This is a genomic window from Leptospiraceae bacterium (assembly GCA_016708435.1).
Taxonomy (GTDB): domain Bacteria; phylum Spirochaetota; class Leptospiria; order Leptospirales; family Leptospiraceae; genus UBA2033.
This window is the reverse complement of the sequence record JADJFV010000001.1, coordinates 283,139-308,734: the sequence shown is the minus strand read 5'-3', so window position 1 is coordinate 308,734 and position 25,596 is coordinate 283,139. Positions and strand designations below refer to the sequence as shown.

The following is a 25,596-nucleotide window of genomic DNA, read 5'->3' as shown; positions in this document are numbered from 1 at the left end:
ATTTTACGGTTATGAAATACACGGAGACTCAAATGATTACTAGATTTACATTATTCTGTTTGATAATTTGCATGGTTTTTTTAAATCCTATCTTATCGCAAACCAAGGAAGATACAAAAGTAGAATTAAAATTTTCTATAGACACGCGTTTTGGCTTAGGAAAAGGTTCTTTTAAAAAAACTTCTATAATGGTCAAAGACAGAAAAGCTGGATTGGGAATTATCGAAATTGATACATCTTCTATTGATACAGGAAACTCAATGAGAGACACTCATCTTCGTGATCCTGATTTTTTTGATGTTCAAAAATTTCCGAAAGCAGAGTTTGAGATTCTTGGATTAGAAGAATCTGGAACTGATTCAGTGAAAGGAAAAGGAAAATTAACTTTAAAAGGGATTACTAAAGAGTATTCCTTTGTAGCTTCGATCATCCGCACAACTGATTCTGAGAAATTTTCTGGTTCTATCAAGATTAATCGCAAAGATTATGGAATGGTTTATCAAAGTATGATGAATCCTATCGAGGATATTGCAAATCTTGAATTTACAGTGATCCTACCTCTAAAAAAGTAGACTTCTATGAAAATATTTCTTTTAACTTTTATCGTTTTATTTCTCGGCTTGCAACTTATTCCTTTTTACTTACAAGTGAACGCTATTAAAAATCCTGAATTAAATTTTGCATCGAATTCGGATGATGAGTTCGATGATGAAGAAGGAAGTGAAGAAGAGCAAGAGAATGAAGAAATCGAAGAAAATGCTTAAACAGTATGGATGAATCGAACAGGTTTATTTCTAAATTACTTTCTTTCATTAAGTCGATGTCTGTGGCTAGGGCAGTTAGTCTTAGCTTCAGTCTGGCTATTTTGGTCGGCTCTCTCGTATTATTTTTATTAGAAGGTGGAAAACTTTCCTACATAAATGCATTTTACATTTCTGCCTCTGCATTTTGCGTTACAGGCTTAACGCCAGTATTAATTAGCACACTTTCATTTCCAGGGCAACTAGCACTTATGTTTTTTATTCAAGCTGGTGGCTTAGGTATAATCGTATTTACCGTTCTAATCGGTGTGATGGTTATTCGTGGTTTGTCGCGCAATACAAAACTGCAAGAATTTATGTTTGAAGTTTTGGATACTGATCCGACTGATGAATTAAGAACGCCCGACGACTCTATTGGACAACCAAAAGTATTAAGGATCATCGTTGCCATTTTTAATATTGCTATTACAATTGAACTAATCGGAGCCTTTGTTTTATACTTTACTTTCCCTGATGAACTGCCGGCTAACGTTCAATCAAGATTCTTTTTAGCTTTATTCACTTCGATATCTGCTTTTAATAACGCTGGATTTTCTATTACAGACGACATTAGTTTTTTAATGTATAATCTACCTAGTCTTTATGCGATTATGTTTTTAATTTTAATGGGCGGAATTGGTTTTCCTGTAATTATATTTATTGAAAAATTAATGCTTAAGACATTAAACGAAATCACTTCCAAATTTGAAGTATGGTGTGAGACTCACTTAATGATAAAGGCAATTAGTGGCGAGGAACCTTCTCCGATTTATTTTTTTCTAACTAGACTTTCCTTTTGGACAGAGAATCAAATCGCCACTTATAACAAATCTCTTCTCGGTGAGTCAAGTCGTGTGCAAACAACTGTTATCCTCATCGGGAGTTTTGTTTTAATTTGTATTGGAACGATAACCGTGTTTCTTTCTGAGTATACGAATGAAAAATCTATTGGTGCTCTTCCTCTGGATGTTAAATTCGCCAATTCACTGTTTGTCTCAATTGCGTCTAGAACGGCTGGCTTCAATACTTTTGATATGTCAAAACTTATGGATTCGTCGATAGTTGTAATTTGTAGTCTGATGTTCATTGGAGGAGGACCACAAGGAACTGCTGGAGGGATCAAGATAACTACGTTTGTTATCTTTCTTCAATATTTAAAGAATGTAATCAACTCACAGAGTAAAGTCCAAATTTTCGGGCAACTTGTTTCTAAGAGATCTGTCGCAATGAGTATAAGGCTATATTTCCTAGCGACAACTACACTTATGGGCGCAATTTTTATTCTTTCTATAGTTCATCCGAAAAGTTTGCTTCAAAGTAATCAATTAACGGAAATAGTTTTCGAAGTCATATCTGCTTTTGGGACGGTAGGCTTTACTTTGAATTTTACACCCAAAATTACAGATTTAGAAAAAGTTATTTATTCCTTGTTAATGTATTTAGGACGAATAGGAATTTTTACTGTCCTAGTTGCGGTTACGGGCAACTCAGTTACTAGTCAGATGGGCGAAGTTGATGATGGATTAAAGATTCAAGTCGGTTAGATTTTTTTAGGTTAGAAGTCCAAGTTTGTATTTTATAAAGTTTTCATTCCACCAGAGATGCAATTTGGTTTCGGGTAATTCCCAGAACTTAGAATAGAGTGCTTTCATAAAGAAAGAGCTATATAGAATGATTCGAAGCTCTTTTGCATTTAAACTATCGGGTCCATTTAGTAAAAGTTTTTCCATTAAGTCATTGCCGTATTTCATTTTTTTTTCAGGCAAATGCAAAGAAGTCTTTTGTAAATAACAATGAAGTGCGTTATAATAAGGATCGACAGAAATTAAGAATAGAGGGTCAACGTTGAAATTTCTCCTGTTAGCCATTAGCCCCTGTGAAGATAAAGTTTTTCTTTCAAGAGAAATTACGTCTGTATTTGTTTTAAATCTAGTTTCTTGTAGAAAAATTTTTTCTTGTTTATCCTTACATGATACCAAATAAGTAGCAAAAGGGGATAATGTCCAGCTTCCCCAGATGGGCATCATCCAATAAAAAAGTCCACTTATTTGGAAGTAAAAAAATACACCTGTTAGAATTCCGAGTAAACTCAATACATAGAAAGTGCTAAAACTTTCTCTAAATGCTGACGAGCTATCTAAGTATCTGTTTTGTGACTTCCACTCGATTTTAAAACCGATAAGAGTGAGTAGGATAAATTTACTATGCATATACATTAGAATAGGTGCATGAATGACACTAAAAGTGAATTCTAAAAAGTAACTCAACAGAAAGGAAAAAATATTCTGCGAATTCTTCTTGTAATCCGCTTTTACCAAAGTATAAATTAAAGTCAAGATTCGAGGTAGGAAAAGAATTCCTAAGGAAAAAATCTGAAGCTTCAAAGCTTTTTCGAAATAGGTATGTCCCCAAAAATCTTTCCATTTTTCAGGTCCGAGAGCAAGTCGATAAAATTGTAAATCTTGGAAGTAAACTAACACCATACATAATATAAAAATAAACCACAAGAAAGAGGATACGTAAGAAAAAATACCAAGCAGGATATGAATTCTACTCGTAATTTTTAATTCTTTAGCAAATAGAAACCAAAAATGCTGCAAGTTTCCCTGACACCATCTCTGATCTCTTTTTAGCGAGTCTATTACACCGGGTGGAGACTCTTCATAACTCCCATCCAAGTCATACGCAAACCAAACTGAGTAACCTGCTTTTCGAATGAGAGCAGCTTCGATTGTATCATGACTTAAAATTCTACCACCGACAGCACCGAGTTTAGGTAATGCAGGGAGTCCACAATTATCCATAAATGGCTTCAAGCGAATAATAGCATTATGCCCCCAAAAAGGGGAGCTATTCAATTGCCAAAAATTTGCACCAACAGAAAAAATTAAACTATGCACAGAATTTGAGAACTGCATAATTTTTTGAAAAAAAGTTTTTGCCATAATTATTTGGGGAGAGGTTTGTATAATCCCCGTGCTCGGATTTTCCTCCATTAGTTGTGCAAGTTGAACAATGCACTTTCCTGTCAGAAGACTATCTGCATCAAGTATAATCAGATACTTATATTTTTTTCCCCATCTTCTACAAAAATCCGCAATATTTCCACTTTTCTTATTCAGATTCATTTTTCTTTTTCGGTAGAAAATTTTTCCAAATGCATCTAATCTTTTTACTAGTTCAAAAAATGCAGTTTCCTCTTTGACCCACTTCTCAATACTTTGCGTATCACTTAAAACATAAAAATCAAAACTAGATTTTTCTTTTTCTAGGGAAATGGAATTATACATAGTTTCAATTCTAGAGAATACAGAATCTACTTCTTCTCCATAGATTGGCATTACGACTGCAACTGGAATATTTTCTAATGATAATTTATTGTTTGAGAGGATATTCTTTGTTATTCGGTAGGAATCGCCGCCAGTGATTAGTTTCCAGAATCCAAAAATAGAGACTGTCGTGCCATAGGAAAGGTTCGTAAATAAAATTAAGAAGATAAAATAAACACTCCATTTTAAAAAAGACATTTCTCTAATTGAAAAATAATCCCATAAAAGAATTGTTCCATACCCAGAAATTAAATTCATAACTGCTAAAAATGCAACGATTCTTGCTGTATAAATTTTGGATCCAGGTGTTTTATTCATTTGTTTAAAAATATAAATTGTAAATAATCAGAGTGTAAATGAAAAACCAAAATCCAATTGTTAAAAATAAAGTTTTTATATCTACTGCTGAACTGGAATCTGAAAAAAATCCTTCTAATGGTCCAAAGTGAATAGGACTCGGAGTCATACTGCTTACATTTAAGTTTTGCGGAAAAATTTTCTCTAGCCTGTCCATTGCATGTGCTGAATCTTTCTGAGAATCTAGGCAGATAAGAGATAATATTTGTTTTGGCCCAAACGCATTTGAATTAATACTTTCTTGCGACAAATACTCGTATACTACTAAATCTAAACTAGAATTATTCATTCGAGTATCTAATTTTGATTGACTCTTCTTCAATTTTTCCCAAATTTTATTTGCTTCTGTGAAATCAGAAATACCATATGCAAGCAAATTGAAATAAATTTTCTCAATTCCTTTTTGGTTTTCAATTTTCTTATTTGATAATAAGCTATTGAAGTTCAAGTGTATAAGTCCAGGATTCAGTAATCACTGAATCTCCTTTTTTTAAAAATGCTTTTAATTCGATTGATTTGCCATTAGCCTTAGAATTTAGTTTAAAGCTGCATCTCCATTTCTCTGTTTCCGGAATTTTTTGAATTGTTATTTCGGATATTTGGGCAGAATCCGTTGCTGTTACAACGGCTTCTAGCTCGGAAGAGTTTTCTATTCCTTTTAATTTACCGCCTTTAAAATCAATTTGGTAAATGTATGCATCGTTTTCTTTGGGAACAGCTTTAATTCTAGTCGCAACTACATCAGCGATTGTTTTATCATTTGGATTTTGATTTACCCAGAAAATTTTATACGAAAAAGAAAAAGGCTCACCAACTTTAGGCATTTCTTCTGGAACCCAAAATGCTCCGATGTTATCAACCGAATCTTCTTTGGTTGGCATTCTGTAGAGTTGAACGCTTCCTTTTCCCCAATTCCCGTTTGGCTCAATCCACGCACCGGGGCGAAGGTGATATTTCATTTCAGAATCTTCATAACTGGAAAACTCTCGATCTCTTTGAAGAAGACCAAATCCTCTTACATTTTCTGAAATAAAACTATTTATAGTTGGTTTCTTTGGATTTTCCAATGGTCTCCAAATCCATTCATCATTTGCGTTTAATACGAGTAATCCGTCAGAGTCATGCACTTCAGGATAGGTAGAAGGATGATTTGCTTCTGAATTTTCTCCATACCAATACATGCTAGTCAATGGCGCGAGACCAAGGCGATCTACCTCCTTTCTTAGAATAATTTCAGCCTTTACAATCGTTTCCGTTTGCTTACCGGGAAAAAATTCAAACTCATACGCGCCAACTGCCGATTTGCCGTCCATTAGTGCATAAACTTTTATGGAATCATCTCCTGACGATGGTTTACGTATCCAAAATTCTTTAAAGATAGGAAAATCTTCTGGATATGGCATACCGGTATTAGTCGCAAGTCCTCTTGCGGAAAGACCATAAAATTGATTTTGGGAAACTGCTCTGAAATAACTTGCACCTTGGAAAACTACGAATTCATCTGTATGCTCTTCGGTATTGATTGGATAATGAATTTTAAAGCCAGAAAAACCAAGTTCTGTTGATGCTTTCTCTTTTAGTTGCAAGGCAGAGAAATCAAAATAATCAGTGTTATAAAAAATAGGAAATGCCTTGTTCTTTCTAACTTCATTGATAAGAACATTGTAATCATAGATATAGCCCGGGTGAAGAAATTGTAATTGAAAAGGATTTCCTTCTCCTCTCCAAATAGATTTTTCAGGAAGAAACTTTATATTTTTATATTTATCATAATTGAGTTCGGCTAAACTTTTATTGATTGATTTTTTGGGTTCTTTAAATGGCTTTGCCAGTAACTCTTTTGCTTTTTTTCTGAGTTCTTCATAATCAAAATTTCTATCTACAATTTTATGCTGTTCTAGAATTTCAACTTTCGGTTTTCTATCTTCGGGATTGAGGGGTTCTTCTTTTTTTATTCCGGTTGCAATAAGTATTGCAGCAAAAAAGCCCATGATTATATTTACTACTCCCATACTTGCCGCCTATATGTGAAAATTTAAATAAAATGAATGAGACCGTTCCATGTTTTGATTTAAAAACAGAATTACAACTTAAAAAAAAATAATATTCCTAGTTTTTTTATTACAGAAATTCTATAAAAATGTCGGAGATAATTTGTATAAATCTAACACACTTATTTTAGAATTATTAAAGACTTGATTTAAGTGGTTAGTTTTCTTGAATGGAGAAAATATTTTTTAATTGGAGTTAATTTAAATGAAAGTAAAATTTTTTTTATTCTTAAGTATAATGCTTATTATCCTCACAAACAATTGTAGCACCACTCCTGAACCAGTGCAAGCTAAGCCTGATCCAATGGCTGAACTAAATGCAGAATTAAAACCCGCAAGATTATCAGGGTATGAAATAGGAAGTAACGCTCCATCAAAAGCAAAACTTGCTGAATGGGACAAAAATTTTTTACCAATAGTCAAAGGTGTTTACGATAAAATGCCCGAAGGTTACAAATTACAAGTGCGTGGAAACGCAGATGCTTCTGGTTCTAATCAGGAAAATATGGAAGTTGGTGAAAAAAGAGCCAAGTATGTCTATGACTATCTATTAAAAAAAGGATTTAAAGCTAACAAGTTGATAGCTGTTTCTAAGGGAGAAGAAAGTCTAATGGAAAGCGAGAAAGATCCTTTAGATGTAGATCATAGAAGAGTCAATTTTAGAGTCGTTAAAGAGTAATTATCCTTTATTCGACTGATTTTGTAGAACTGTGTAAAAGGGAAAAATCTACCACAGAGATATTTCTTTTACACAGGTTTTTCTATTGCTGAAGGAATGGTAAAGGTGAATTGACTACCTTTGCTTGGTTCGCTTGTTGCTGCAATATTTCCATTGTTCTTTTCAGTGAATTCTTTACAAAGTAATAATCCAAGACCGGTTCCGATTTCGCCTGACGTTCCTTTCGAAGAGATTACACCACTCGTAAATATTTTTTCAATACTTTCTGGTGAGATTCCTCTGCCGGTATCAGAAACTAATATTTCGATTGAATTATTTTTTGGAGATGCAGTGACATATACATTATCTCCTTCACTACAGAATTTGATTGCATTTGAAATTAAGTTTCTAATCACAAGTTCAATCATGTCTTTATCTGCATAAGCATTGAGTGTATCGCTTATATCGTGGTTTAATTTTATTTTTTTATCTTTTGCACGCGATGAAAATAATTTGACCTCTTCAGAAATGACTTGATTTAAATTAAAGTTTGTAGGATAAACTTTTGCGCCTTCCAATTGGCTCCTTGCCCAACCAAATAGATTGTCAATTAATTCCAAAATGCTCTTTGAATTAGATGTTATTTCGGGAAGTATATCAAGTAAATCCTCAGTTGTTAGCATATTTTCTTTTATGGAGTTAAGTGTTAATAGAAGAGACGTTATCGGACTCCTTATATCGTGAGCAATAATGGAAAATAATTTATCTTTGATTTGATTTAGTTCAGCTAGTTTTTCAGATTGAATTTCAATTTCTGATTTTTGATGAGATAGCTCTTTATTCTTTTCCGTGATGCTCTTGACTAATGATTCAAGTTTTTCCTGACCTTTCTTTTGTTCGGTTAAATCAATATTACTCCCAGAAATACGAAATGGTTTTCCTTCATTATCTCTTGAAATAAATCCTTTAGAAAGAATTGGAATGTAGTGACCTGCTTTGTGTTTTAGGTGAATTTCTACTTCGTAAGTTATAATGGTTGTTGTAATCAATGCGCGATTGTATAGTTCATTGACATGAGGTAGATCATCTGGATGCAATAAATTCCACCATAACTTTACTTCAGGCTTTAATTCATTGTATTCATATCCTAGAGTGTTCCACCAAACCGGAGAATAATATATATTATCCTTAACTAAATCCCAATCCCACCAACCATGGTTAGAGCCTTTCAATACAAGGTTTAATCGATCTTCTGACTTGGATAAAGCTAGCTCTGCTCTTTTAAAATCTTCTTTGTAGACCATTATGATTAAATATAAGAAAGATGTTGTTGCAAAACAATTTATCAAACTTCCAATAAAGGCTGAATCAAAAACAGCGTTGATATATATTATTTTCATGCCCGCAATAAAAACGTAAGTAGAAAGATTGTAAATGTAAGATAAGAGCATCCACGAAGCACTAAAAAGAAATGCTCCAAAAAAACCACAACCAAGAATTAGAATTTCATAGTTAATGATTCTATTGTTAATGATTCCGTAACAAGCATAAAGCAAGATCAAAGTATTAGAAGCAAAGAAAGAATAAATCTGCGCAGCCTTATTTTGGAATTTGTAATTTAGAAAAAAAATAGGAAAGCAAATTACTAATAAAATGGATAGATTTAGAAAAATTGCATGGGACCTTTGCGCAATTAAGTTAAATACAAGTAAGGATGCATTGATTATGCCAAGAAAAAAAGAAATTCGGTTCAGAGTTCTTACTTGTCTAGCTTCAAATACTGTCTGACTTTCTCGGATTCCGATTGAGAGTAATGTCTTAATTTTTCTTTTAAAGTATTTTTTCATTTAGTATGTCGTATTTTACCAGCCTAACTTGAAAACTGTAGAATTCAAATAAAAAAAGAAAAGTCATTGTGATTTTAGCAACAAGTAGCCGCTCGTTGTTATGGAAAAAAAATTATTAAAAATACAAGCCACCTGAAAAATAAAAGCGAATGAATTCCTTTATTGAAGGATCAACTCTGAATTCATCGTAGAGTATTTTTTTTTGTGTGATTGGATTTACGCGTGCAGCGCAGATGGATGCGAACAGAAAACTAGAATTATCCTCTTGCCGACTAGAAAATTGATACATTGCGGAAATAATTCCTTCATTTCCTATACCAAGATTTGAATTGGTATGATTTAGAATTCCGGTGACTTGAAAATTCTGGTTTACACTGTAGATTGCACCAATACTTGCGAGTTCCATTCCTTTTGTGTCATAACTATTTTCCTTTTTAGAATCAAAGTCTTTAAATATAGTTCCATTTCTTTCGTTTACATTTTCCATTAAAAGAAAAGAAGATTTTCCTCCAAAAATTCTTACATCAGAGAGTAAGGGTGAATATCCATTATGCGCTTTATTAAGACTACTGGATTTATCCTTTGAGGCATAGAGTCCGCCAGTTCTAAATTTCCATTTTCCAAATTCAAGATTAATAGTTAAATACGTCAAGTAAGCATTAGTCTTAGTTATACTGTTGAATTTTTGGTAAGCGTATTCTCCGTAATCTCGGTATCCATTTACCGAAAAAAGCCCTAGTTCCATGTTTGTGATTCGGAAAAAATTATTGGTCTTTAGCTCGAATCCTTTGTAACTAAACTTGCCTTGCGGTTTAAATTGTTTGTCTTCTTGAAGAAATTGTTTTTCTGCAATCTGCCCTTTTTCTAAAACAAGGTAGTTGAAGATTTGTATCTGTGAAAGGAAGGGGATTGATCTAAAGAGTAAATTTCCTCCCATTAGTCTATCATTTGTATCGTTGTCTCTCAGGGATAAATTTTTTTGGTTAAAATTATACGATAAAGCCAGGAAACTCAAGGTTGCATCGAATGATTTCCAATAGAAATTTGTTTCTATATAATTTGCCATTCCTGCGAATAACAGACCGTATGCGTCAAGTCGTTGAAAACCTCTTCCACCTTCCAAGTTTACATTGAATTCCTTCTTAGCTAATTTCCAAGCGGCGATTAACTCTGTATCTACAGGTCGATTTACATTTCGCTTTAATTGAAAATCTTCTCTGTAGGAAAGAATTGGGGATAAGAGTAGCATATACATCACGTTATTTGTCTGCTTGTAGCCAACTAGTTCAGGTGAAAAAATAAATTGATTTGCATATCTACCGGCTAAGTCTTGTTTGTCTCCACCCTTTTGGGAATAAAATTTAGGAGTTATATAGGAACTCAGTAATAATTCACCTTTAGAATTATCTTGAGTTTCATTTGTATCCGATTTCTTTTTTTTAAATCCACTTGTTTCAATCCGTCCTTTGTTTTGAATTGTCTTTTGTCCATGGTTCGCATAATTAAGATCATCCACTCTATGCTCTTTGTAGCTTTCAGAGAAGAGGGAGGTTGTTAGGAGAATGAGGAATGTGGAATTAGTAATTTTGAATGAAGAGGTTAAGAATTGAATTGGTTTCATTTTGAATTAGTTCTTTTGGACTTTTGCATTCAGCTTTGTCTTTTTTAAATGCATATTGGGATCAATTATAGAGGTGTTTGTAAATGCTAGTGTTGAGAGGATAATAGCGATTAATTGTAAAAAGAAAAATCTTGTCGATAGAGTTATTTCTATTTTTGAAAATTTTGTATAAAAGAAAAAATTGGCGCATAGGCAAAATGGAATGCAAAATAAATCCGTCCTATCCGCAAATCCATTTTGATTCCCGAAACAATTCGCATAAATCCAATCGTTCCAATCCTGATTCCAATTGATTATGGAAAATAAGGTAGCGATACTGATGTTGGCGAATAGAAATAGAAATTTTTCGTTTAGTTTTTTGAAACTACCATGGAAGGAAATCGTCGTTAAAAGAAAAGGGAATACAATTAATCCCGTTATGTCGCTTAATTTACCTGTAATTTCATTGTGAAATTCTCTTTTCCAAATATGATCGTTTGCTAACCAAAGAAAAGTGAGTAGCAGGGATACTTTTGAGGAAAGAAATTTACCTGAATTGGATAAGGATTTCTGCATTTTAATTATAGCTATGTTTATGAGGGTGGAAATGCAACTAAAATCTGAACGAATCTAAGAAAGAATCTGGTTGGTATTAATTATTTCCTAGACAATTCCTTTAGGAATTTTAACCTGTGCTAGAATTCTATTCTGGAGTTATATGGATGAAAAAACTATTACTTTTTGTCATTTTGACAAATATGATTTCCTGCTACACTTATGTTAATGATGAATTGCCAAGAATCAGGGCAGTTAAACCGAAAATTAAAATCGACGCCATCTCTTTTCGAATCACTGGAATTGAAGATAAGAAAGATTTGAGTGATTACAACCGCGTTGTAAGAATTAATTTAGAAAAATCGAATCTTTTCCAAATTGTAAATGTCATCGATGTAAATGATAAGTTAGATAAAGCTGATAAACACCACCTAGAGATTCATCTTAAGAAACAAGATGTTTTCGAAAATAGATGGTTATTTGGTGCATCGGCGTGGGTATCTATAATGACCTTTACTTTGGTTCCTGCTTTTGAGAAGAACAGAGTAGCAATGTTAGTAGATTACTATGTTGATGGAAAATTGAAAAGATACGACAGATTCTATCAAAGTTCTACTCGTCTATTTGGTATCATTCCTTTCGTTATCAAGACTAAGAATGGTGATTCTGTAGATCATCCTGATCCAGTAATCTTAAATAATCTAACAGACAATGCAATTTATTATTTGAACGAATTGAATTTCTCAGAATCAGTTCAATAACAACCTCAGATTCCATGTTTTCATTCGACATGGAGAACTCCTAAATCGCTGAGAGACCATCTCAGCGTTTTAAGTGTGTTTAAAAAAATGTTCTATGATTGACAATAAATTATCCTGCAAAGATTGTCTATAGTGCATGACATCTGAAGCTCGAAAAACCTCTGAAACAGATATTAAACTATCCCTAAACCTTCGCGGGACGGGAAAATACAATTTCGATACTGAAATTCCTTTTTTTGACCATATGCTCTCGCATATATCCAAACACGGACAAATCGATATGGACGTTTGGCTTCGTGGCGATATTGGCATTGATTGCCACCATAGCGTAGAAGACACCGCCATTTTACTTGGATCTACCTTACACAAGCAATTAGGGGACAAAGCTGGCATCAATCGCTATGGACATTTTACGATTCCAATGGATGAAGTTCTAACCACTGTGGCTGTCGATCTTGGCGGGCGATTTTATTTTAAATACACAGGTCCAAAGCTCGAAGGAAAATTTGGAATTTACGATGCTGAGCTTTCCCTTGAGTTCTTGCAAAAGTTTGCATTGAATGCAAAGATGAATTTGCATGTTGTCGTTCATTATGGTGAGAATCGTCATCATATTCACGAATCTATTTTTAAAGGTCTGGGCAGAGCACTGCGTCAAGCAATTGCTTATGACGAAAATGCTAAGGGTGTTATTCCTTCCACAAAAGGAGTCTTAGAATGATCGCCGTCATTGATTTTGGAATGGGAAATATTCATTCTTGCCTAAAGGCGATTAGCCTCTACACAGATAATTTTAAATTAACGACAGATCCAAAGGATTTGGAAAATGCAAGCGGCATTGTTTTGCCCGGAGATGGAGCATTTGAAAAGGCAATGTCTAATTTAGAGGAACTCGGATTCATTGATTCGATTCATAAAGCTATAGAAAAAAAAATTCCACTCTTTGGGATTTGTATTGGTTTCCAAATTTTATTTGAGGACTCCGAGGAGTCTACTGAAAAAGGAAAGCTAATAAAAGGTTTAGGCTTAATTAAAGGTCATGTAAGAAAATTCAAACTGAGAAGTTATAAAGTCCCGCATATGGGTTGGAACAAATTAATAGTAAACGCTAGAAAGAAATCCACTCTACTCAATGAAGTTCAAAATGGAGAGTATATGTATTTCATTCATTCCTATCGTCCTGTTGATGCGGATCAATCCTTTGTAACGGCAAATTGTAATTATGCGGAAGAAAAATTTCCAGTGATAGTAGAAAAAGAAAATATATTTGGAACTCAGTTCCATCCAGAAAAATCCGATAAAGAAGGTCTTAAGATATTAAGAAATTTTATTCGGGTAGCAAATCCAAATTAAGGTTTAGTTAAATCATGATAATCATACCAGCAATAGATATTTTAGACAATGAAGCTGTCAGACTTTACAAAGGAGATTATTCTCAAAAAACAGTCTATAGCTCCAAGCCTTGGGAACTCGCACAAGGATTCAATAGAAGTGGTGCAGAACTGATTCATCTAGTTGATTTGAATGGAGCAAGAAATGCAGATTCGATCAACAAAGACACAATCATTCGAATTCGCAAAGAGGCTAACGTTAAAATCCAATTAGGCGGAGGAATCCGCGATATGGAAAAATTAAAATACTACGAGTCTCTTGGTATTGACAAGTTTATTGTTGGGACTTCAGCAGTGATGAATCCAAAATTTGTAGATGATGCACTTGCATTTATTGGAACAGATAGAGTCATTATTTCTGTAGATGCTTTACATGGACTAGTTCGCGTGAGTGGCTGGGAAGTTAAAACGGAAATTCGTTACGAAGACTTATTGACCAGATTGAGTTCGCAGGGGATTACACAGATTATCTTTACTGACATTTCTTATGACGGAACTTTAAGTGGACCTAATCTTGAATCTTATAAGCATATTCTGGATGATTTTGATTTCCAACTCATTGCGTCAGGCGGAATAGCATCTCTGAAAGATATAATAGATTTATCAAGTATTAATTCCGATCGTCCTCTGTATGGAATTATTACAGGGAAAGCTATTTATGAAGGAAAACTTGATTTAAAAGAAGCAATCGATAATACGAAAAAATAATTATACGAGGTTACTCAATGTTAAACTTTAAACATATAGCAACTTTTTTACTTTTATTCATTTTCATTCTTGCATGCAAAAAGTCGGGAACGATTAATCTTCCTGATGGTGGTTCTTATAAAGGAATTATTTCCAATGGAAAGCCAAATGGAAAAGGAAAGCTCGTTTTTCATGATTTGAATTATGAAGGAGATTTCCTTAATGGTAAGCGACACGGAAATGGGATTCAATCTTGGACAAGTGGACTACACCAAGGGGAATCCTATTTAGGTGAGTGGAAGAATGATGAAAGAGATGGATATGGAATTCATGTCTGGCCTGATGGACGAAAGTATACTGGCAAATGGAAATCAAATCGTCAGAACGGCAAAGGTGTATTAACCAATGCTAATGGAGATAGTTATAATGGACATTTCAAAGATGACCAACCAGAGGGCGAAGGAATTCATACAAAGGCGGACGGATCCATTATTTTTAAAGGACAGTGGACCAAGGGCAAACCAGTTAAATAAAGAATCATTTGAAGGATAAATAATAAAAATTACGGAGAACAGAAAACACGAATGAATACGAATAATTTAAAAAAATATAATTTAATGGGAGTAATCGTAGCGATTGTAGGTCTATCCCTTTGTATTGCCTTAATACAGGAATTTTTTGGATCGGCGGGCGCTTTCGTTGAATCACTTTGTTCTACCACGGGAGATGGAGATTCTTGTAGTAAAGTTGCAAAGAGTGCTTGGTCAGGTTTTAGAGGCTTACCAGTATTAGGTGATGTTCCTGTTGCGCATATTGGATTTACCTTTTATGGATTTTGCGGATTTTTATTCTTCGCGATTTTAAGAGCAGACGAAGAGGAGAAGAAAGGATTTGTAAATTTACTATTTGCTGTTTCTCTTTTAGGAATAGTGATAGATGTGATATTGCTCATTATTTCAGTTTCACAAATTGGAACAGTATGCGTATTATGCGCTCTGACCTATGTAGTTACTATAGGCATATTCGTGCTTGCCTACTTACAGGCAAAGTCTTATTCTGGGGAGGAAGGAATTATGAGCCAAGTAAAATTAACTGTTGGTAAGAACATTGCCACGAATTTTTTAAATTATACAATCGTCGTTTTATTGTTTTTCGCGGGTGGGATTGCTTGCGCTAGATTATCTACGCCAAATAAAACTAGTAATGAGCCTGACCCAGAAAGCAATAAAATCTATTTACAGACAAAAATTGAAGCATTCGAAAAAAGACCAGCGGTTAAGATTGATTTATCGCAATCTCCTGGAGTCGGAAGTCCGAATGCAAAGATAACGATTGTAAAATATGCCGATTTTAACTGTGGACATTGCATGCATACAAGTCATATTATCAGTCAACTTCTTGCAGACTTTCCAAATGATATAAAAGTATATTATAAGAACTTCCCACTAGATGGAACCTGTAATCCTTTAGTGCAAAGAAAAGATCCGAGTGCGAGTTCTTGTATTGCGGCAAGTGCTGCATTATGCGCTAACAAGCAAGGCAAATTCAAAGAAGTTTACACAGGACTTTATGCGGATAACGAAAACGGAGTTCGACATACAATTTCTTCCGTAAAAGAGATTGCAAATAAAGCAGGGGCTAATATGCAACAGCTACAAGCTTGCATGGGCTCTACTGAAATTCAAAACTTTATCCTAGCAGAAGTAAAAGAAGGCGAGGTTCTAAATATTCAAAGCACACCTTCTTTATATATTAACAATAAGGCGCTTGATCCAGGAACACCAAACCCGAACTTCCTAAAAGCGTTAGTAGAACATTTACTTAAGAAATAAAAACATATCGTAGGGGCGTTGTATTACGTCCCTACGCTTCTACATTTACAAACGAAAGATGATTGGCTATATGCATTGCGTGCGCTTGGTCATAATCTTTCTTAGATAATTCGCCATACGCAAAATGCATTTTTAATTCTCCAGAAAATTTCTTAAAGTCTTCAATTGCTTGATAAAGACGAAGCATTGCTTCTTTTTCATTTCCTACTTTGGGAATCTCTGGAGCTTTTGGAATAGGAGCATTTAAATCATGACTCATATAACCACGACTAGCAAATAGGTTGGCTGCAATTTTTCCGGCTGTCATTCTAAACAGAGCTGCTTTATTTTCCGGGTAGCCAGTGAGCGAATACTCTATACTCTGCGCACAATGATTTAGAATTTGATACCATGACCATTCCCCACTCGGAGTAATTTTACTTGCAGTTTCAATCTTTTTTAGTTCTTTTACTGCTTCATCTAAATTTGCAAATCTTAATTTTGTGTCCATTTTACTTTCCTCAGTATTACAGGCAGCGTTTGTGGATAAAATATAAGTAGCCGCTACTGCTGTTCCTGTTTTTGCTAAAAAAACTTTTCTATTCATCTCTTCCATCTGACATCCTCATAATAACTTTTCTTAGTAACTTCTGAATCAGAGTAGCTCCATCGAATAGACCAGTGTAAAGCAAAATACTTTTCTTTGCTACGCCTAGATGCGGATTTTTTTTCTCTTCTAGACTTAGATTTGTTTCGTAGCCTTCTGTAATTGTAAGAATTGTTCGTTGCACACTCATTCCGATTACTTCGTTGAGACTTTTCTTAGAAGATACTTCTTCGTCTATTAGATTCATTTGCGTGAGTAGATGATTGATTTCTTTTGAGGTGTTACCTTTTTTTAATAGCAAAGAATAAATTCTTTCGGCAATGTCTTTTCCTTTTTTTAGAGTAGATGTAAACTGTTTTAGCGCCGAATACATCTCTTCTGTTTCTTTGAGAAAACTTTCAGTATCAAAGTAATTACTCGCAGGTTCTAAGGTTAAATGATGAATAGCCTCTCTTATAGATTGGATACTCGTAATTTTTTCTAGAGATGTTTTATCAAAGCATTCAAAGAAAGTTTTTTTAGGAACATCAGTGATCTTAGTTCCCTTCGTAGATAGGTTAATCCAATTCCTTCCCGCTGCGCGATCGGAAAACCATTTATTAAAAATTTGCATCTTCTCGTTAGTATGGTATTCTTCTCCTGCATAACCAAAGGATTTTAATTTTGGAAGTGCATTCAGTTGATTGTAATTGTGCTTTTCTCTTTTGAAATATCGGGATTCTTTAAAGTTCAATCTCTCTTCTAGGATTGCCCCTCTACAATGTGCATATCCATTCGTAAACGCCAAGTCTTGTCCCACAAAATATACATTAGCCGCTCCCATAAGCTCTGCTAGACTTACTGCATTTGTAGATACAGATCCCCCGAATGGAATATCTCCTGCTTCTATGTTTAAATGTTTCGTATATAACTGTAGCAAGGGAAAAGGAGAAGAAGTAAAAAAGCCAGTTCGGAATTTATTAGAAAGTCGAAGAGTATGATAGCTAGAAGTTGGGTCAAATACAATATTGCCGCTACCATGATAGCCTTCTAAATAAGAACTATTAATGGCTTGTGGGTCTACACTAAAGATAAGATCAGGCTCAATGCCTGCTTTGGCTAATACCTGTAAGGCGGTATCTACTGTGATTAGGATAAACCTATCTCGATATTTTTCGATATCTCCTAGACTCTCATAGAGACTAGGTCCTGCCCCAGACACAACAATGGGCAAATCCTTTGCAATTCCAAATAATCGGGACACAGGAGTTAAATGGTGAATATCTGGAAAGTTTTGAATAAGATTACGAGTCCATATCTTTTCGAATCGACTGAGTGTTGCAATGTTTACATCTTTTTTCTGAAAGAATTTTTCGCATATATACTTGCATTCTGTATAATCTGTTTCTCTCCACGACACGCTAGGTCGATGCGGAATAAAGGTAACGGGTAATACTGATATTCCCTTAAATGTAGAAAACAAAGAATCTTCCGTAAAAGGTTTAGCTAGAATTTTTAATTGTCCCGACTCTAAGTAATGTGAATAATCATAATTACCCAGTGCTTGTTTGAGTATTCCCAAATAGCACTCCATCCAGATGATTTGAACATTTGGTAGTTTTAATGCTTCTACTATTACGTAACCAAGTCCAGCCCCAAAGAAAATATAGACTTTTTTTTCGTATGACTTCTTTAGTCCATCGAGTAGGCGTTTTGCTTCTACAAAAGGGTCATGCTTGCTATGAAAATAAATTCCATCTACGAGTAGATTTTCTTGTCCGGATTTTGTTTTCTCTAAATTACCTATTGGAGTGGAATCTTGAATTCTTTCCGATAATTCCGATTGTAGCTTAGAAAGGTTTTTGTTTAGAATTTCTGTCATGGGATGATATGCGGAAAATATCTATTCTATGTTCAATGTAATTTATCAGCTTGCAATTTCAATCGAATTTGTAAACTTTTGTCCATGGTGCTATTGGCAATAGGAGTTAAAAATAATCTGCCACCAAAATTAGATTAACTTATTTTTTCTGGCAACTTTAAAAATATGTCCTTCTTTCCTTTGTTCTTTTAGAAGTGTATGGTTAGATAGAATTTCAAAGACAACTTCTACTGGCATATTTTTTAAACTTTCGAATTCTTCTTTGTATTGCATCAACGAAATTTTATTAAATAGAATAAATGCTTGGTATTGTCCGATTTGATGCTCCATCAAAAACTTTAGAGTTTCCAAATCACCCACTGCCTCTGCGGTGATAACAGCTTCTCTATTGTCCGCAAGCTTCTTACAATAGTCGATGAAAGCGAGGTTATCTAGGAATTTGACTTTATCCTCAGTTGCTTTGAATTTAAAGCTGATTGGATCTAGTTTGAATTCTTGAATCATGATACCCAAATCTAAAACAATTTGATGACTAGAACTTTTTACTCCAAAATCATCTGCGGCAAAGCTGTATCCATAATCCCAGAAGCATTGGCATACATCTTTCAATAGAAATTCATCTTCTTCGTAATGCTTTTCAATTAGTTCGAATCGAACATTTTTAGGTAATAGATTTTTTGAGCGGATAAGACCATTAAACCGGTTGACCTTTTCATGATTGGAAAATGTATCAATTAAAGATTGCGGTGTAATGTTGAATTTTAATAACCCGGGCGCGTTTTCACTTGCAATGATTAATTTTTCAAGGATAAGTAATTCGACGCGATTAATATCCTGACCAAGTGGTATATCTGTTATTAGATCTTTGTAGCCTTTATATGCACCTCCACCAACAAATATTTCTCCACCTTTAACTGAGAATGTTTTCTCTTTTGAATCATAGCAAACTGTTGGTTGAATCATTGCCTCATGGGAAGCTCCCGATATATAGCTGTTTGCTTTGTTAAAATAGGTCCAGCCCCATCGCACTAAATTATCATTTAAGTTTTTTTCTGACGTTTTGGATAAATCTTCAAAGATTTCATTTACGCTTGAAATGTAATTGCACTGTGTTCTTGAAATTCCATAGCTAAATTCGCAGATTTTCTTTCTAATATTTTCTTGGTGTATTTTTCCAAAATGGCCATCTAGATTTGGAAATGCGTCATCCGCAATATCTGCACCAGAGGCAATGCCAAGCAATAGACTTTGTTTATTTTCAACAAAGTAGAATCCGTAGTCTATGATTTTTATTTCAGGAAAATTATGAATCTCCTTTTTTAAAAAATTAATGAAATCAATTAGAGAAAGCCCCCTTATGTTTTCCATGCGCACCATAAAAATGGGGCGTCCACGATGATTATCAATGAACTTTTTCTTAAAGGACTCTAAGTCTTGCAAATCCTGAGACGACTCCGGGGACTCTTCTTCAAAGCTTGAATTTTTTTTCATTTAGGAAATTCCTCCGCATGTGCAAGACAATAGGAATTTATAAAAACTCTGTCAAGTGGAATTCTTTTTAGCTCTTCGATTACCACCGAGCATAGTGCTCTTCTGACCAACCAAACAATTTAGGCAGTTGAATTTTTTCTTCGTTTACTCCTAAGCGAATATAACCATCGAAATAGCCGAATACTTGGTGCACTTTAGATGCGATTAAAATAAAATTAGTTTCAGCAACACGCTCATAGATCGGATGAAAGGTAAGGTTTACTCTATCCGATTCTTCTGTTCTATGAGTCCATGGCTTTTTAAAATCAGATGTATCATAACCGAAGAGAATTTGTTCACTTATTTTATAAAGCTTTCCATCATAGAAAATTCCATTTTCTGTATAACCAGTATTATCCGTCCATTTCGCACCGAAGTTTAATCCTATTTTCTTTCCATTTATTTTGCCTGAGGCAGCCGCCCAATTCCAGGAAGAGGAATAATGCCATATGCCTCTTCCGAAATCCAAGGTAGCATCTGTTTTATCCGGTTTAAGGAGAAATTCTCTTTGTCCCAGTTGTATTTTTCCGCTAGTTGGAATGGCGTGTTGTTTAGATGTAAACTGAAAATGCTTTTCGTCCCAGGGGATTACAACGTTTAGACTCTCATGCGTCAGTGGTTGAATTACTTTTATCTCAGCGTTTAAATCTTTGTCTTGCTGAAAGGATTTGCAGAATATATTAAAATCAATTTCGTATGTGTCGCCTACTGTAGCATATTCGATAGAAATTTTCATTTTTGAGTTCTCAAAATAAACTCTATCTAAAACAGTTTCTCCTAATACACAACCCTTTCCAAAGGGAATCAATTCTGTTTTTTCGATGAACTCTAGCGTCTTTAAATCAAAGAGGTAAATAAAACCAGTTGCTGCATAATCCAAATCAGCGAGTGTAACGGAAAATAAAATTTCATCGTTTGTAAAACACCAATAGTTCCATCTTTTTTTTCTAAATGTATTTCCTTTTAGATTGCATACTTGAAGGGGAAATCGGGAATAGCCGCAAGCTTCCTTGTTTAGCTTTCCGGTATTATTGCATAATAAAGTTTCTTTTAAAATTTCTTTTTCTGGTAACATGATAATTCCTTTTGTGTAAATTTTATTTCCATGATTTCGCATCTTAATAAATTTTATCGAATAGACAATACAGTTTAACGAGCAGGAAAAAGATTGCTACTACTTTACTCATCTTCCTGTTGGAAAAGTTTTTCAATTCTATTCAGCTGGAAATGTAAATATTAGTGAATATCGTTATAAGTGGAAAAACGATGGATCATTATCAAGAGGAATTTATGGAAAATACAATCCTAAAGTTCCTGATAAGTTAGAAATTATAGCGAACCAATTAAACTTCTTTGGAAATTATAAACTCGTTCTAGATTATTCGGAAGATAAAAAAGAATCTCGCCCTAGTTGGGATGTTGCCGGTGGAAGAGGTGCAGGTGCGACAATACTTGATGCTCAATATGAAAGAGTAAAGTTAAAATAGTTTTTATCAAGCTATATAAGGTAGGTTTATAGCTTTAGTAACTATTGTCGATTTTTTCTGAGGCTAATTTAACTTATCTGCCCGAAAGTGTTTTTTGTTTTTGTAGGAGGGAAGGTGGTGGGTGGGAAAAAAAGCTAACCCTTGCTCGACAAGGTTAGGGAGAGAGCAAGAGTTAGTAAAGATGTATGAGATGTTATTATTCTTCTAATTTAGCTAGTTTTTGGTATTCTGTTGGAGAGTAGTTTGTTGCTAAGCTTTCGTAGCTAGCTGCTAAATTATCCAAAGCTTTTGCAAGGTCTAAAAGTCTTTTTGTTCTCAAATCTTGAGTAAGAGCTTTTCCACCGTAATTTACTGTTGCCATTTCTCTGTAAGAATCAGCCAATTTTTTCTTTTCAGAAGCAACGGAAGCTAGGTAATGTTTTACAGCAGATTTTTGTTCTTGAGTAACTGCGCCTTCGATGAGTGCTTTTTCTAGGAGCTTGCTTTCTAAGTCATTGCTAATTGAAAAAATCGGGCTTGTCATTAGGCTGAGAGCTGCTGCTGTTAAGGTAATTGCTGTAATTCTTTTCATGGTATGTATCCTCTTGTCTATCATTTCTTTGTTTTCAGCGTTTCGCTGTTTCATTTATACTAATGCATGAACCGTGCCAAGTTTTAAAAACTTAATTTTAATCTAAAATTATTAAATCTTCAATTGCATTCTACCTCCCTTATTATGTCTAGAATGGCTAGAAATGTATGATTTAATAAAGAATATTGATAGTTTAGCAATAATCGGCTTACAGTAATAAGTTTTAACTGTATCCAATCGGGATTTTTGCTGCTAGAATTATTCTTAGATTTAATCTAAAAAGATTAAAATTAATCGCTTAAAAATTGAATATCAGGATTATTTTTAATCTTATATTGTAAAGAACCCCTGCTAATACCTAAAAGCTTTGCCGCATTGTCCTGTGTCTTTCCGATTTTTAGGGCTTCTTGAATCAATTTTGTTTCTACTTTGGAAAGAGCTTTTTCTAGATTCAAATCAGAATAATCAATGGCTGTCAGTTCTTCTAAGGGATTCACCTTTGATTTAGCGGTCGTTTTTTCTTCTTTTAGGCGATCAAATCCACGAATTGCATTATCCGGTAAAAAGTCAGGAGTAATTTTATCATTTGGACATAGAATGGCTGCATACTGAATTGCATTTTCGAGTTCCCGCACATTGCCAGGCCAGGTATGTTGTGTTAAGAGTTCTAGCGTTGTCATGTCAAAGTATTTATTTTTGCCGTATCGTTTATTGAATTCTAATAGGAAATGATGAACGAGTAAGGGAATGTCTCCTCTTCTTTCTCGAAGAGGTGGGAGGCGAAGAGGAATTACCCCCAAACGAAAGTATAAGTCTAATCGAAAGTTTCCCTTTTCAACTTCTTGCGCGAGATCTTTGTGGGTAGCACTAATTACCCGCACGCTTACTTTTATTTTTTTAAAGTCACCAACTCGCTCTATTTCTCCTTCTTGTAAAACTCTCAATAGCTTTACTTGTAAAGAAGGTGGCATTTCAGCAACTTCATCTAAAAAAATAGTTCCACCATTAGCCGCTTCAAATCTTCCGATTACATTTCTATCTGCCCCCGTAAAAGCTCCCTTCACATGACCAAATAATTCTGTTTCGAGTAGATTTTCATTTAACGCCCCACAGTTTAGACTAATAAAAGGATTTGCTTTGCGAGCGGATAAATGATGTAAGCTTTTCGCGACTAATTCTTTTCCTGTTCCTGACTCGCCGTTAATCAAGATGGATGCATCGGAGGGAGCTACAGTGCGAATTCTTGTTTTTAAAAATAAAATCTGCGCATCATAACCGAGAATAGAATTTAAAAAATCCTGTTCGTTCTTACTTCTCTCAATTGCTTCTCTATAAAAGGTATTTTGAATAAGCGCCTTACAGAGTTCATCGGCAATTTTTTCTGCCCATGAGATTTGTTTTTTTGTGAAATGATCTAGGTAATGCGATTCTAGGTTTAGAATCCCAATTACTTCATTGTCCGAAATCATAGGCACAGCAAGCTCAGATACAACAGAGTCAATTAGTTTTACATAACGCTTTTCCTTTGTTACATCAGGTGCATAAACTGTTTTCCTATTTGCTGCTGACGCTCCCGTAATCCCAACGGCAAATGGGAATTTTGCGGCAATTTTTTTTTCTTTATCAATACCTTTCGCACATGCAATGGTAAGGATTTTTTCTTGTGGGTCAGAAAGAGAAATACTTCCTGTGCTTGCTTCAAAAATATTGAGAATTTCTTCTAGAATATGATCTAGAATATCGAAAATATTTTTTCCTAACCGTATTTCAATTTGCAAGCTATTAATTAAATCATAATACTTCTTGTCTTCCGCCGGTATTTTTGTTTTTATCATACATCGTCATCTCATACATCTCTATTTTTATGTTTATGACATACATGTTAAAACAAAAAGGGGAATCGTAAACGAAAAAATTTCGTAAAAATATCTTTATTCCTGCGAAACACTTTCTTGTTTTTTCATTTGCCGGATGAAGTCTTCGCCGAAACTTAGCTTCTTTGCAAGATGTGAGTCTACTTCTATTAACCGCCAGAATGGAGTTATTTTGTCTAATGGCTGTTTGCCTATAATGTAACTCTCGAATGCAGCTTCAGCTACAATTCTAAGAAAGATTCCACTTGTCACAGGACAAGTATAATCGGCGGAATATTTTTTTGCTAGACTTACTCTCATTTCTTTTAGAGATTTTGATTTTCCTTTTGGGATTTTGCGAATGAATTGATCTATAATTTTAGGTGTTGCAATTAACATAGAGCTATTGGCAGGCATATCAGCAAATTTCTTATCCAAAATTTTTACTTGGTGCGTTGCGTCTTTATTTAATTTTGTTTGCCATGGGGTTAAATCTTTATTTTGCGCTTTCATATTTTTCTCCAAGAGCATTACCTAAGTTTTCTAAATACAATTCCATCGCTTTGTCCATGTCAATGAATAGATGAGCAAAGACTCTCATGAATGGATTTGCTATAGAAGGCTTTTCTATGAACTTAACAATAGTTCCGCCGCCAAGTCCTAAAATTCCAATCATTATCAAAGCGTATTTCATATTTATCTCCTTTATAAATTTAGGATACACCCATTCCCTGATTCTAGTTAGACAAATCTTGCTATTTTATCGGTAGGTAAATATCAGTGATATAATCTTTAGGGGAATGAAAGGCAGGGGATTGAATATAATCTTCAAAGGACGGGCGGTTGTCTAATTCTATTTTGTTTGTAAGTAAATGATCTCGAACGATATTACTATAAACTAAATCGAGTTGCGCATAATCTCCATAATACCTGAAAACTAAATATTCTCCTTCTGCAATTGTTTTAATATCCAATCCCTCAACTTGCATTTTTTCTTTAGTTACAATGCATGCATCCAGCCTGAGATTTTCTGCGGAAGTTATGTTGGGATTATCGTGCCAAATACCAATTAGCCTTGTAGATTTATCTATTTTTATTTTCTTAGATGCAATCTGAATTAGTTTCCTCCAAGTTTTATCTACCTGGCTGTATTTTCCGAGATGCCGCATATACAATACATTTAAAGATTCAGATTTTTTTCTAATTGGACTATCTAATTTAATTTCTAATGGTTTCTTTGTAAAAATGGATTTGAATTTTCTTTTGTATTCCTGCGGCGTTGACCCAAATATTTTTTTAAACACTTTAGAAAAAGATTCATGGTTTTCATACCCAACGTCATATGCGATATCTCCTATGCCTAAATTCGTATATTGTATAAGATGAGCGGCTTTTTCTATACGAATCCTTTCCATATATTCTCTTGGAGTAGAGTTAGTTATTGATTTAAAAATTCGATGAAAATGAAAAGGAGAAATAAAAGAGGCTTTTGCTATTGCTTCGAGCAAAATTTTTTCACTCGAATGTTCTTCCATGTATTGGATTGCCAGGCGTATTCTCTCTGGATAATCCATATTGGACTCTTACCGATTAAATAGCCACATAATAAAAGAAAGTAATATACTTAGAAGAATAGAAGTTGTGAGAGGAAAATAAAAACTGAAGTTATCGCGCTTAATGCTGATATCCCCGGGAAGATTACCGATAAACGGGAATTTGCCGCTAAGCATAAACAAACCTCCAACGATAAGAAGGATGATTCCTAAAAAGAATAAATTTTTACCAAATGATTCCATCGACTTTTTTAAATCCCCCCTGCCCCCTTTGCGAAAGGGGGTGT

26 protein-coding genes are annotated in these 25,596 nt (G+C 34.3%); 10 read left to right on the top strand and 16 right to left on the bottom strand.

Translation table 11 applies throughout. The features are described 5' to 3' along the window. The first annotated feature begins 32 nt into the window (after window positions 1-32). From IPH52_01510 to IPH52_01500, 3 genes are read left to right on the top strand one after another with little or no spacing between them, the layout of a single operon-like run. Window positions 33-572 carry a YceI family protein gene (locus IPH52_01510; protein MBK7053719.1) on the top strand — a complete coding sequence of 180 codons (540 nt, stop codon included), beginning with the start codon at window positions 33-35 and terminating at the stop codon, window positions 570-572. A 6-nt stretch (window positions 573-578) separates the two neighbouring features. Further along, a complete protein-coding gene (locus IPH52_01505; GenBank protein ID MBK7053718.1) occupies window positions 579-764 on the top strand; it encodes a hypothetical protein in 186 nt (61 codons plus the stop codon). 5 nt (window positions 765-769) lie between these two features. Further along, window positions 770-2,344, top strand: coding sequence for a potassium transporter Trk (locus tag IPH52_01500; protein MBK7053717.1), 1,575 nt, complete (start codon window positions 770-772; stop codon window positions 2,342-2,344). Window positions 2,345-2,350: 6 nt separating this feature from the next. On the opposite strand, the gene mdoH is transcribed toward IPH52_01500, so the two are convergent. From mdoH to IPH52_01485, 3 genes are read right to left on the bottom strand one after another with little or no spacing between them, the layout of a single operon-like run. Continuing rightward, window positions 2,351-4,447 carry a glucans biosynthesis glucosyltransferase MdoH gene (mdoH, locus tag IPH52_01495; protein MBK7053716.1) on the bottom strand — a complete coding sequence of 699 codons (2,097 nt, stop codon included), beginning with the start codon at window positions 4,445-4,447 and terminating at the stop codon, window positions 2,351-2,353. A gap of 4 nt (window positions 4,448-4,451) precedes the next feature. Further along, on the bottom strand, window positions 4,452-4,862 hold the full coding sequence (locus IPH52_01490; GenBank protein ID MBK7053715.1) for a hypothetical protein: 411 nt from the start codon (window positions 4,860-4,862) through the stop codon (window positions 4,452-4,454). Between the two features lie 58 nt (window positions 4,863-4,920). Then, window positions 4,921-6,498: a glucan biosynthesis protein gene (locus tag IPH52_01485; GenBank protein ID MBK7053714.1), complete on the bottom strand. Its 1,578-nt coding sequence runs from the start codon at window positions 6,496-6,498 to the stop codon at window positions 4,921-4,923. 244 nt (window positions 6,499-6,742) lie between these two features. Here IPH52_01485 and IPH52_01480 point away from each other — a divergent pair, with 244 nt between their 5' ends. Then, a complete protein-coding gene (locus tag IPH52_01480; GenBank protein MBK7053713.1) occupies window positions 6,743-7,216 on the top strand; it encodes an OmpA family protein in 474 nt (157 codons plus the stop codon). A 68-nt stretch (window positions 7,217-7,284) separates the two neighbouring features. Here IPH52_01480 and IPH52_01475 read toward each other — a convergent pair whose 3' ends face one another. The 3 genes from IPH52_01475 to IPH52_01465 form a co-directional block, all read right to left on the bottom strand. Beyond that, a complete protein-coding gene (locus IPH52_01475) occupies window positions 7,285-9,042 on the bottom strand; it encodes a PAS domain-containing sensor histidine kinase (protein ID MBK7053712.1) in 1,758 nt (585 codons plus the stop codon). 115 nt (window positions 9,043-9,157) lie between these two features. After that, entirely contained in the window at window positions 9,158-10,663 is a 1,506-nt protein-coding gene (locus tag IPH52_01470; protein ID MBK7053711.1) for a hypothetical protein, read from the bottom strand. Window positions 10,664-10,669: 6 nt separating this feature from the next. Then, window positions 10,670-11,218, bottom strand: coding sequence for a hypothetical protein (locus IPH52_01465; protein MBK7053710.1), 549 nt, complete (start codon window positions 11,216-11,218; stop codon window positions 10,670-10,672). A gap of 146 nt (window positions 11,219-11,364) precedes the next feature. Between IPH52_01465 and IPH52_01460 the strand changes: the two genes are divergently transcribed. The 6 genes from IPH52_01460 to IPH52_01435 all read left to right on the top strand — a co-directional run bounded on the left by IPH52_01460 (window position 11,365) and on the right by IPH52_01435 (window position 15,868). Then, a complete protein-coding gene (locus IPH52_01460; GenBank protein MBK7053709.1) occupies window positions 11,365-11,958 on the top strand; it encodes a hypothetical protein in 594 nt (197 codons plus the stop codon). A gap of 136 nt (window positions 11,959-12,094) precedes the next feature. Beyond that, window positions 12,095-12,679 (top strand): imidazoleglycerol-phosphate dehydratase HisB, encoded by a 585-nt coding sequence (gene hisB / locus IPH52_01455; protein MBK7053708.1) that lies wholly within the window; start codon window positions 12,095-12,097, stop codon window positions 12,677-12,679. Then, complete coding sequence (gene hisH / locus IPH52_01450; protein MBK7053707.1) at window positions 12,676-13,311, top strand: imidazole glycerol phosphate synthase subunit HisH; 636 nt, start codon at window positions 12,676-12,678, stop codon at window positions 13,309-13,311. Before hisB ends, hisH begins: the two co-directional genes overlap by 4 nt. 14 nt (window positions 13,312-13,325) lie before the next feature. After that, window positions 13,326-14,057: a 1-(5-phosphoribosyl)-5-[(5-phosphoribosylamino)methylideneamino]imidazole-4-carboxamide isomerase gene (gene hisA / locus IPH52_01445; protein ID MBK7053706.1), complete on the top strand. Its 732-nt coding sequence runs from the start codon at window positions 13,326-13,328 to the stop codon at window positions 14,055-14,057. 17 nt (window positions 14,058-14,074) lie between these two features. Then, complete coding sequence (locus tag IPH52_01440) at window positions 14,075-14,569, top strand: phosphatidylinositol kinase (protein ID MBK7053705.1); 495 nt, start codon at window positions 14,075-14,077, stop codon at window positions 14,567-14,569. 51 nt (window positions 14,570-14,620) lie between these two features. After that, entirely contained in the window at window positions 14,621-15,868 is a 1,248-nt protein-coding gene (locus IPH52_01435) for a thioredoxin domain-containing protein (protein MBK7053704.1), read from the top strand. Window positions 15,869-15,899: 31 nt separating this feature from the next. On the opposite strand, the gene IPH52_01430 is transcribed toward IPH52_01435, so the two are convergent. The 10 genes from IPH52_01430 to IPH52_01385 all read right to left on the bottom strand — a co-directional run bounded on the left by IPH52_01430 (window position 15,900) and on the right by IPH52_01385 (window position 25,552). Next, a complete protein-coding gene (locus tag IPH52_01430) occupies window positions 15,900-16,463 on the bottom strand; it encodes a DUF1569 domain-containing protein (protein ID MBK7053703.1) in 564 nt (187 codons plus the stop codon). Continuing rightward, a complete protein-coding gene (locus IPH52_01425; GenBank protein ID MBK7053702.1) occupies window positions 16,447-18,315 on the bottom strand; it encodes a motility associated factor glycosyltransferase family protein in 1,869 nt (622 codons plus the stop codon). The genes IPH52_01430 and IPH52_01425 overlap by 17 nt, the downstream gene beginning before the upstream one ends. 129 nt (window positions 18,316-18,444) lie before the next feature. Continuing rightward, entirely contained in the window at window positions 18,445-19,806 is a 1,362-nt protein-coding gene (locus IPH52_01420) for an EAL domain-containing protein (protein ID MBK7053701.1), read from the bottom strand. A 79-nt stretch (window positions 19,807-19,885) separates the two neighbouring features. Further along, a complete protein-coding gene (locus IPH52_01415) occupies window positions 19,886-20,920 on the bottom strand; it encodes a DUF2804 domain-containing protein (protein ID MBK7053700.1) in 1,035 nt (344 codons plus the stop codon). A gap of 608 nt (window positions 20,921-21,528) precedes the next feature. Next, window positions 21,529-21,903, bottom strand: a complete 375-nt coding sequence (locus IPH52_01410) for a hypothetical protein (protein MBK7053699.1) — start codon at window positions 21,901-21,903, stop codon at window positions 21,529-21,531. A 290-nt stretch (window positions 21,904-22,193) separates the two neighbouring features. Next, window positions 22,194-23,738, bottom strand: coding sequence for a sigma 54-interacting transcriptional regulator (locus tag IPH52_01405; protein MBK7053698.1), 1,545 nt, complete (start codon window positions 23,736-23,738; stop codon window positions 22,194-22,196). A 96-nt stretch (window positions 23,739-23,834) separates the two neighbouring features. Beyond that, window positions 23,835-24,197 carry a hypothetical protein gene (locus tag IPH52_01400; protein MBK7053697.1) on the bottom strand — a complete coding sequence of 121 codons (363 nt, stop codon included), beginning with the start codon at window positions 24,195-24,197 and terminating at the stop codon, window positions 23,835-23,837. A 55-nt stretch (window positions 24,198-24,252) separates the two neighbouring features. After that, the gene (locus IPH52_01395; GenBank protein MBK7053696.1) at window positions 24,253-24,450 is read right to left on the bottom strand and encodes a hypothetical protein; all 198 of its coding nucleotides are present in this window, start codon (window positions 24,448-24,450) and stop codon (window positions 24,253-24,255) included. A gap of 61 nt (window positions 24,451-24,511) precedes the next feature. Further along, window positions 24,512-25,330 (bottom strand): AraC family transcriptional regulator, encoded by an 819-nt coding sequence (locus IPH52_01390; protein MBK7053695.1) that lies wholly within the window; start codon window positions 25,328-25,330, stop codon window positions 24,512-24,514. Window positions 25,331-25,339: 9 nt separating this feature from the next. Continuing rightward, on the bottom strand, window positions 25,340-25,552 hold the full coding sequence (locus IPH52_01385) for a DUF2905 domain-containing protein (protein MBK7053694.1): 213 nt from the start codon (window positions 25,550-25,552) through the stop codon (window positions 25,340-25,342). Between the last annotated feature and the right edge of the window lie 44 nt (window positions 25,553-25,596).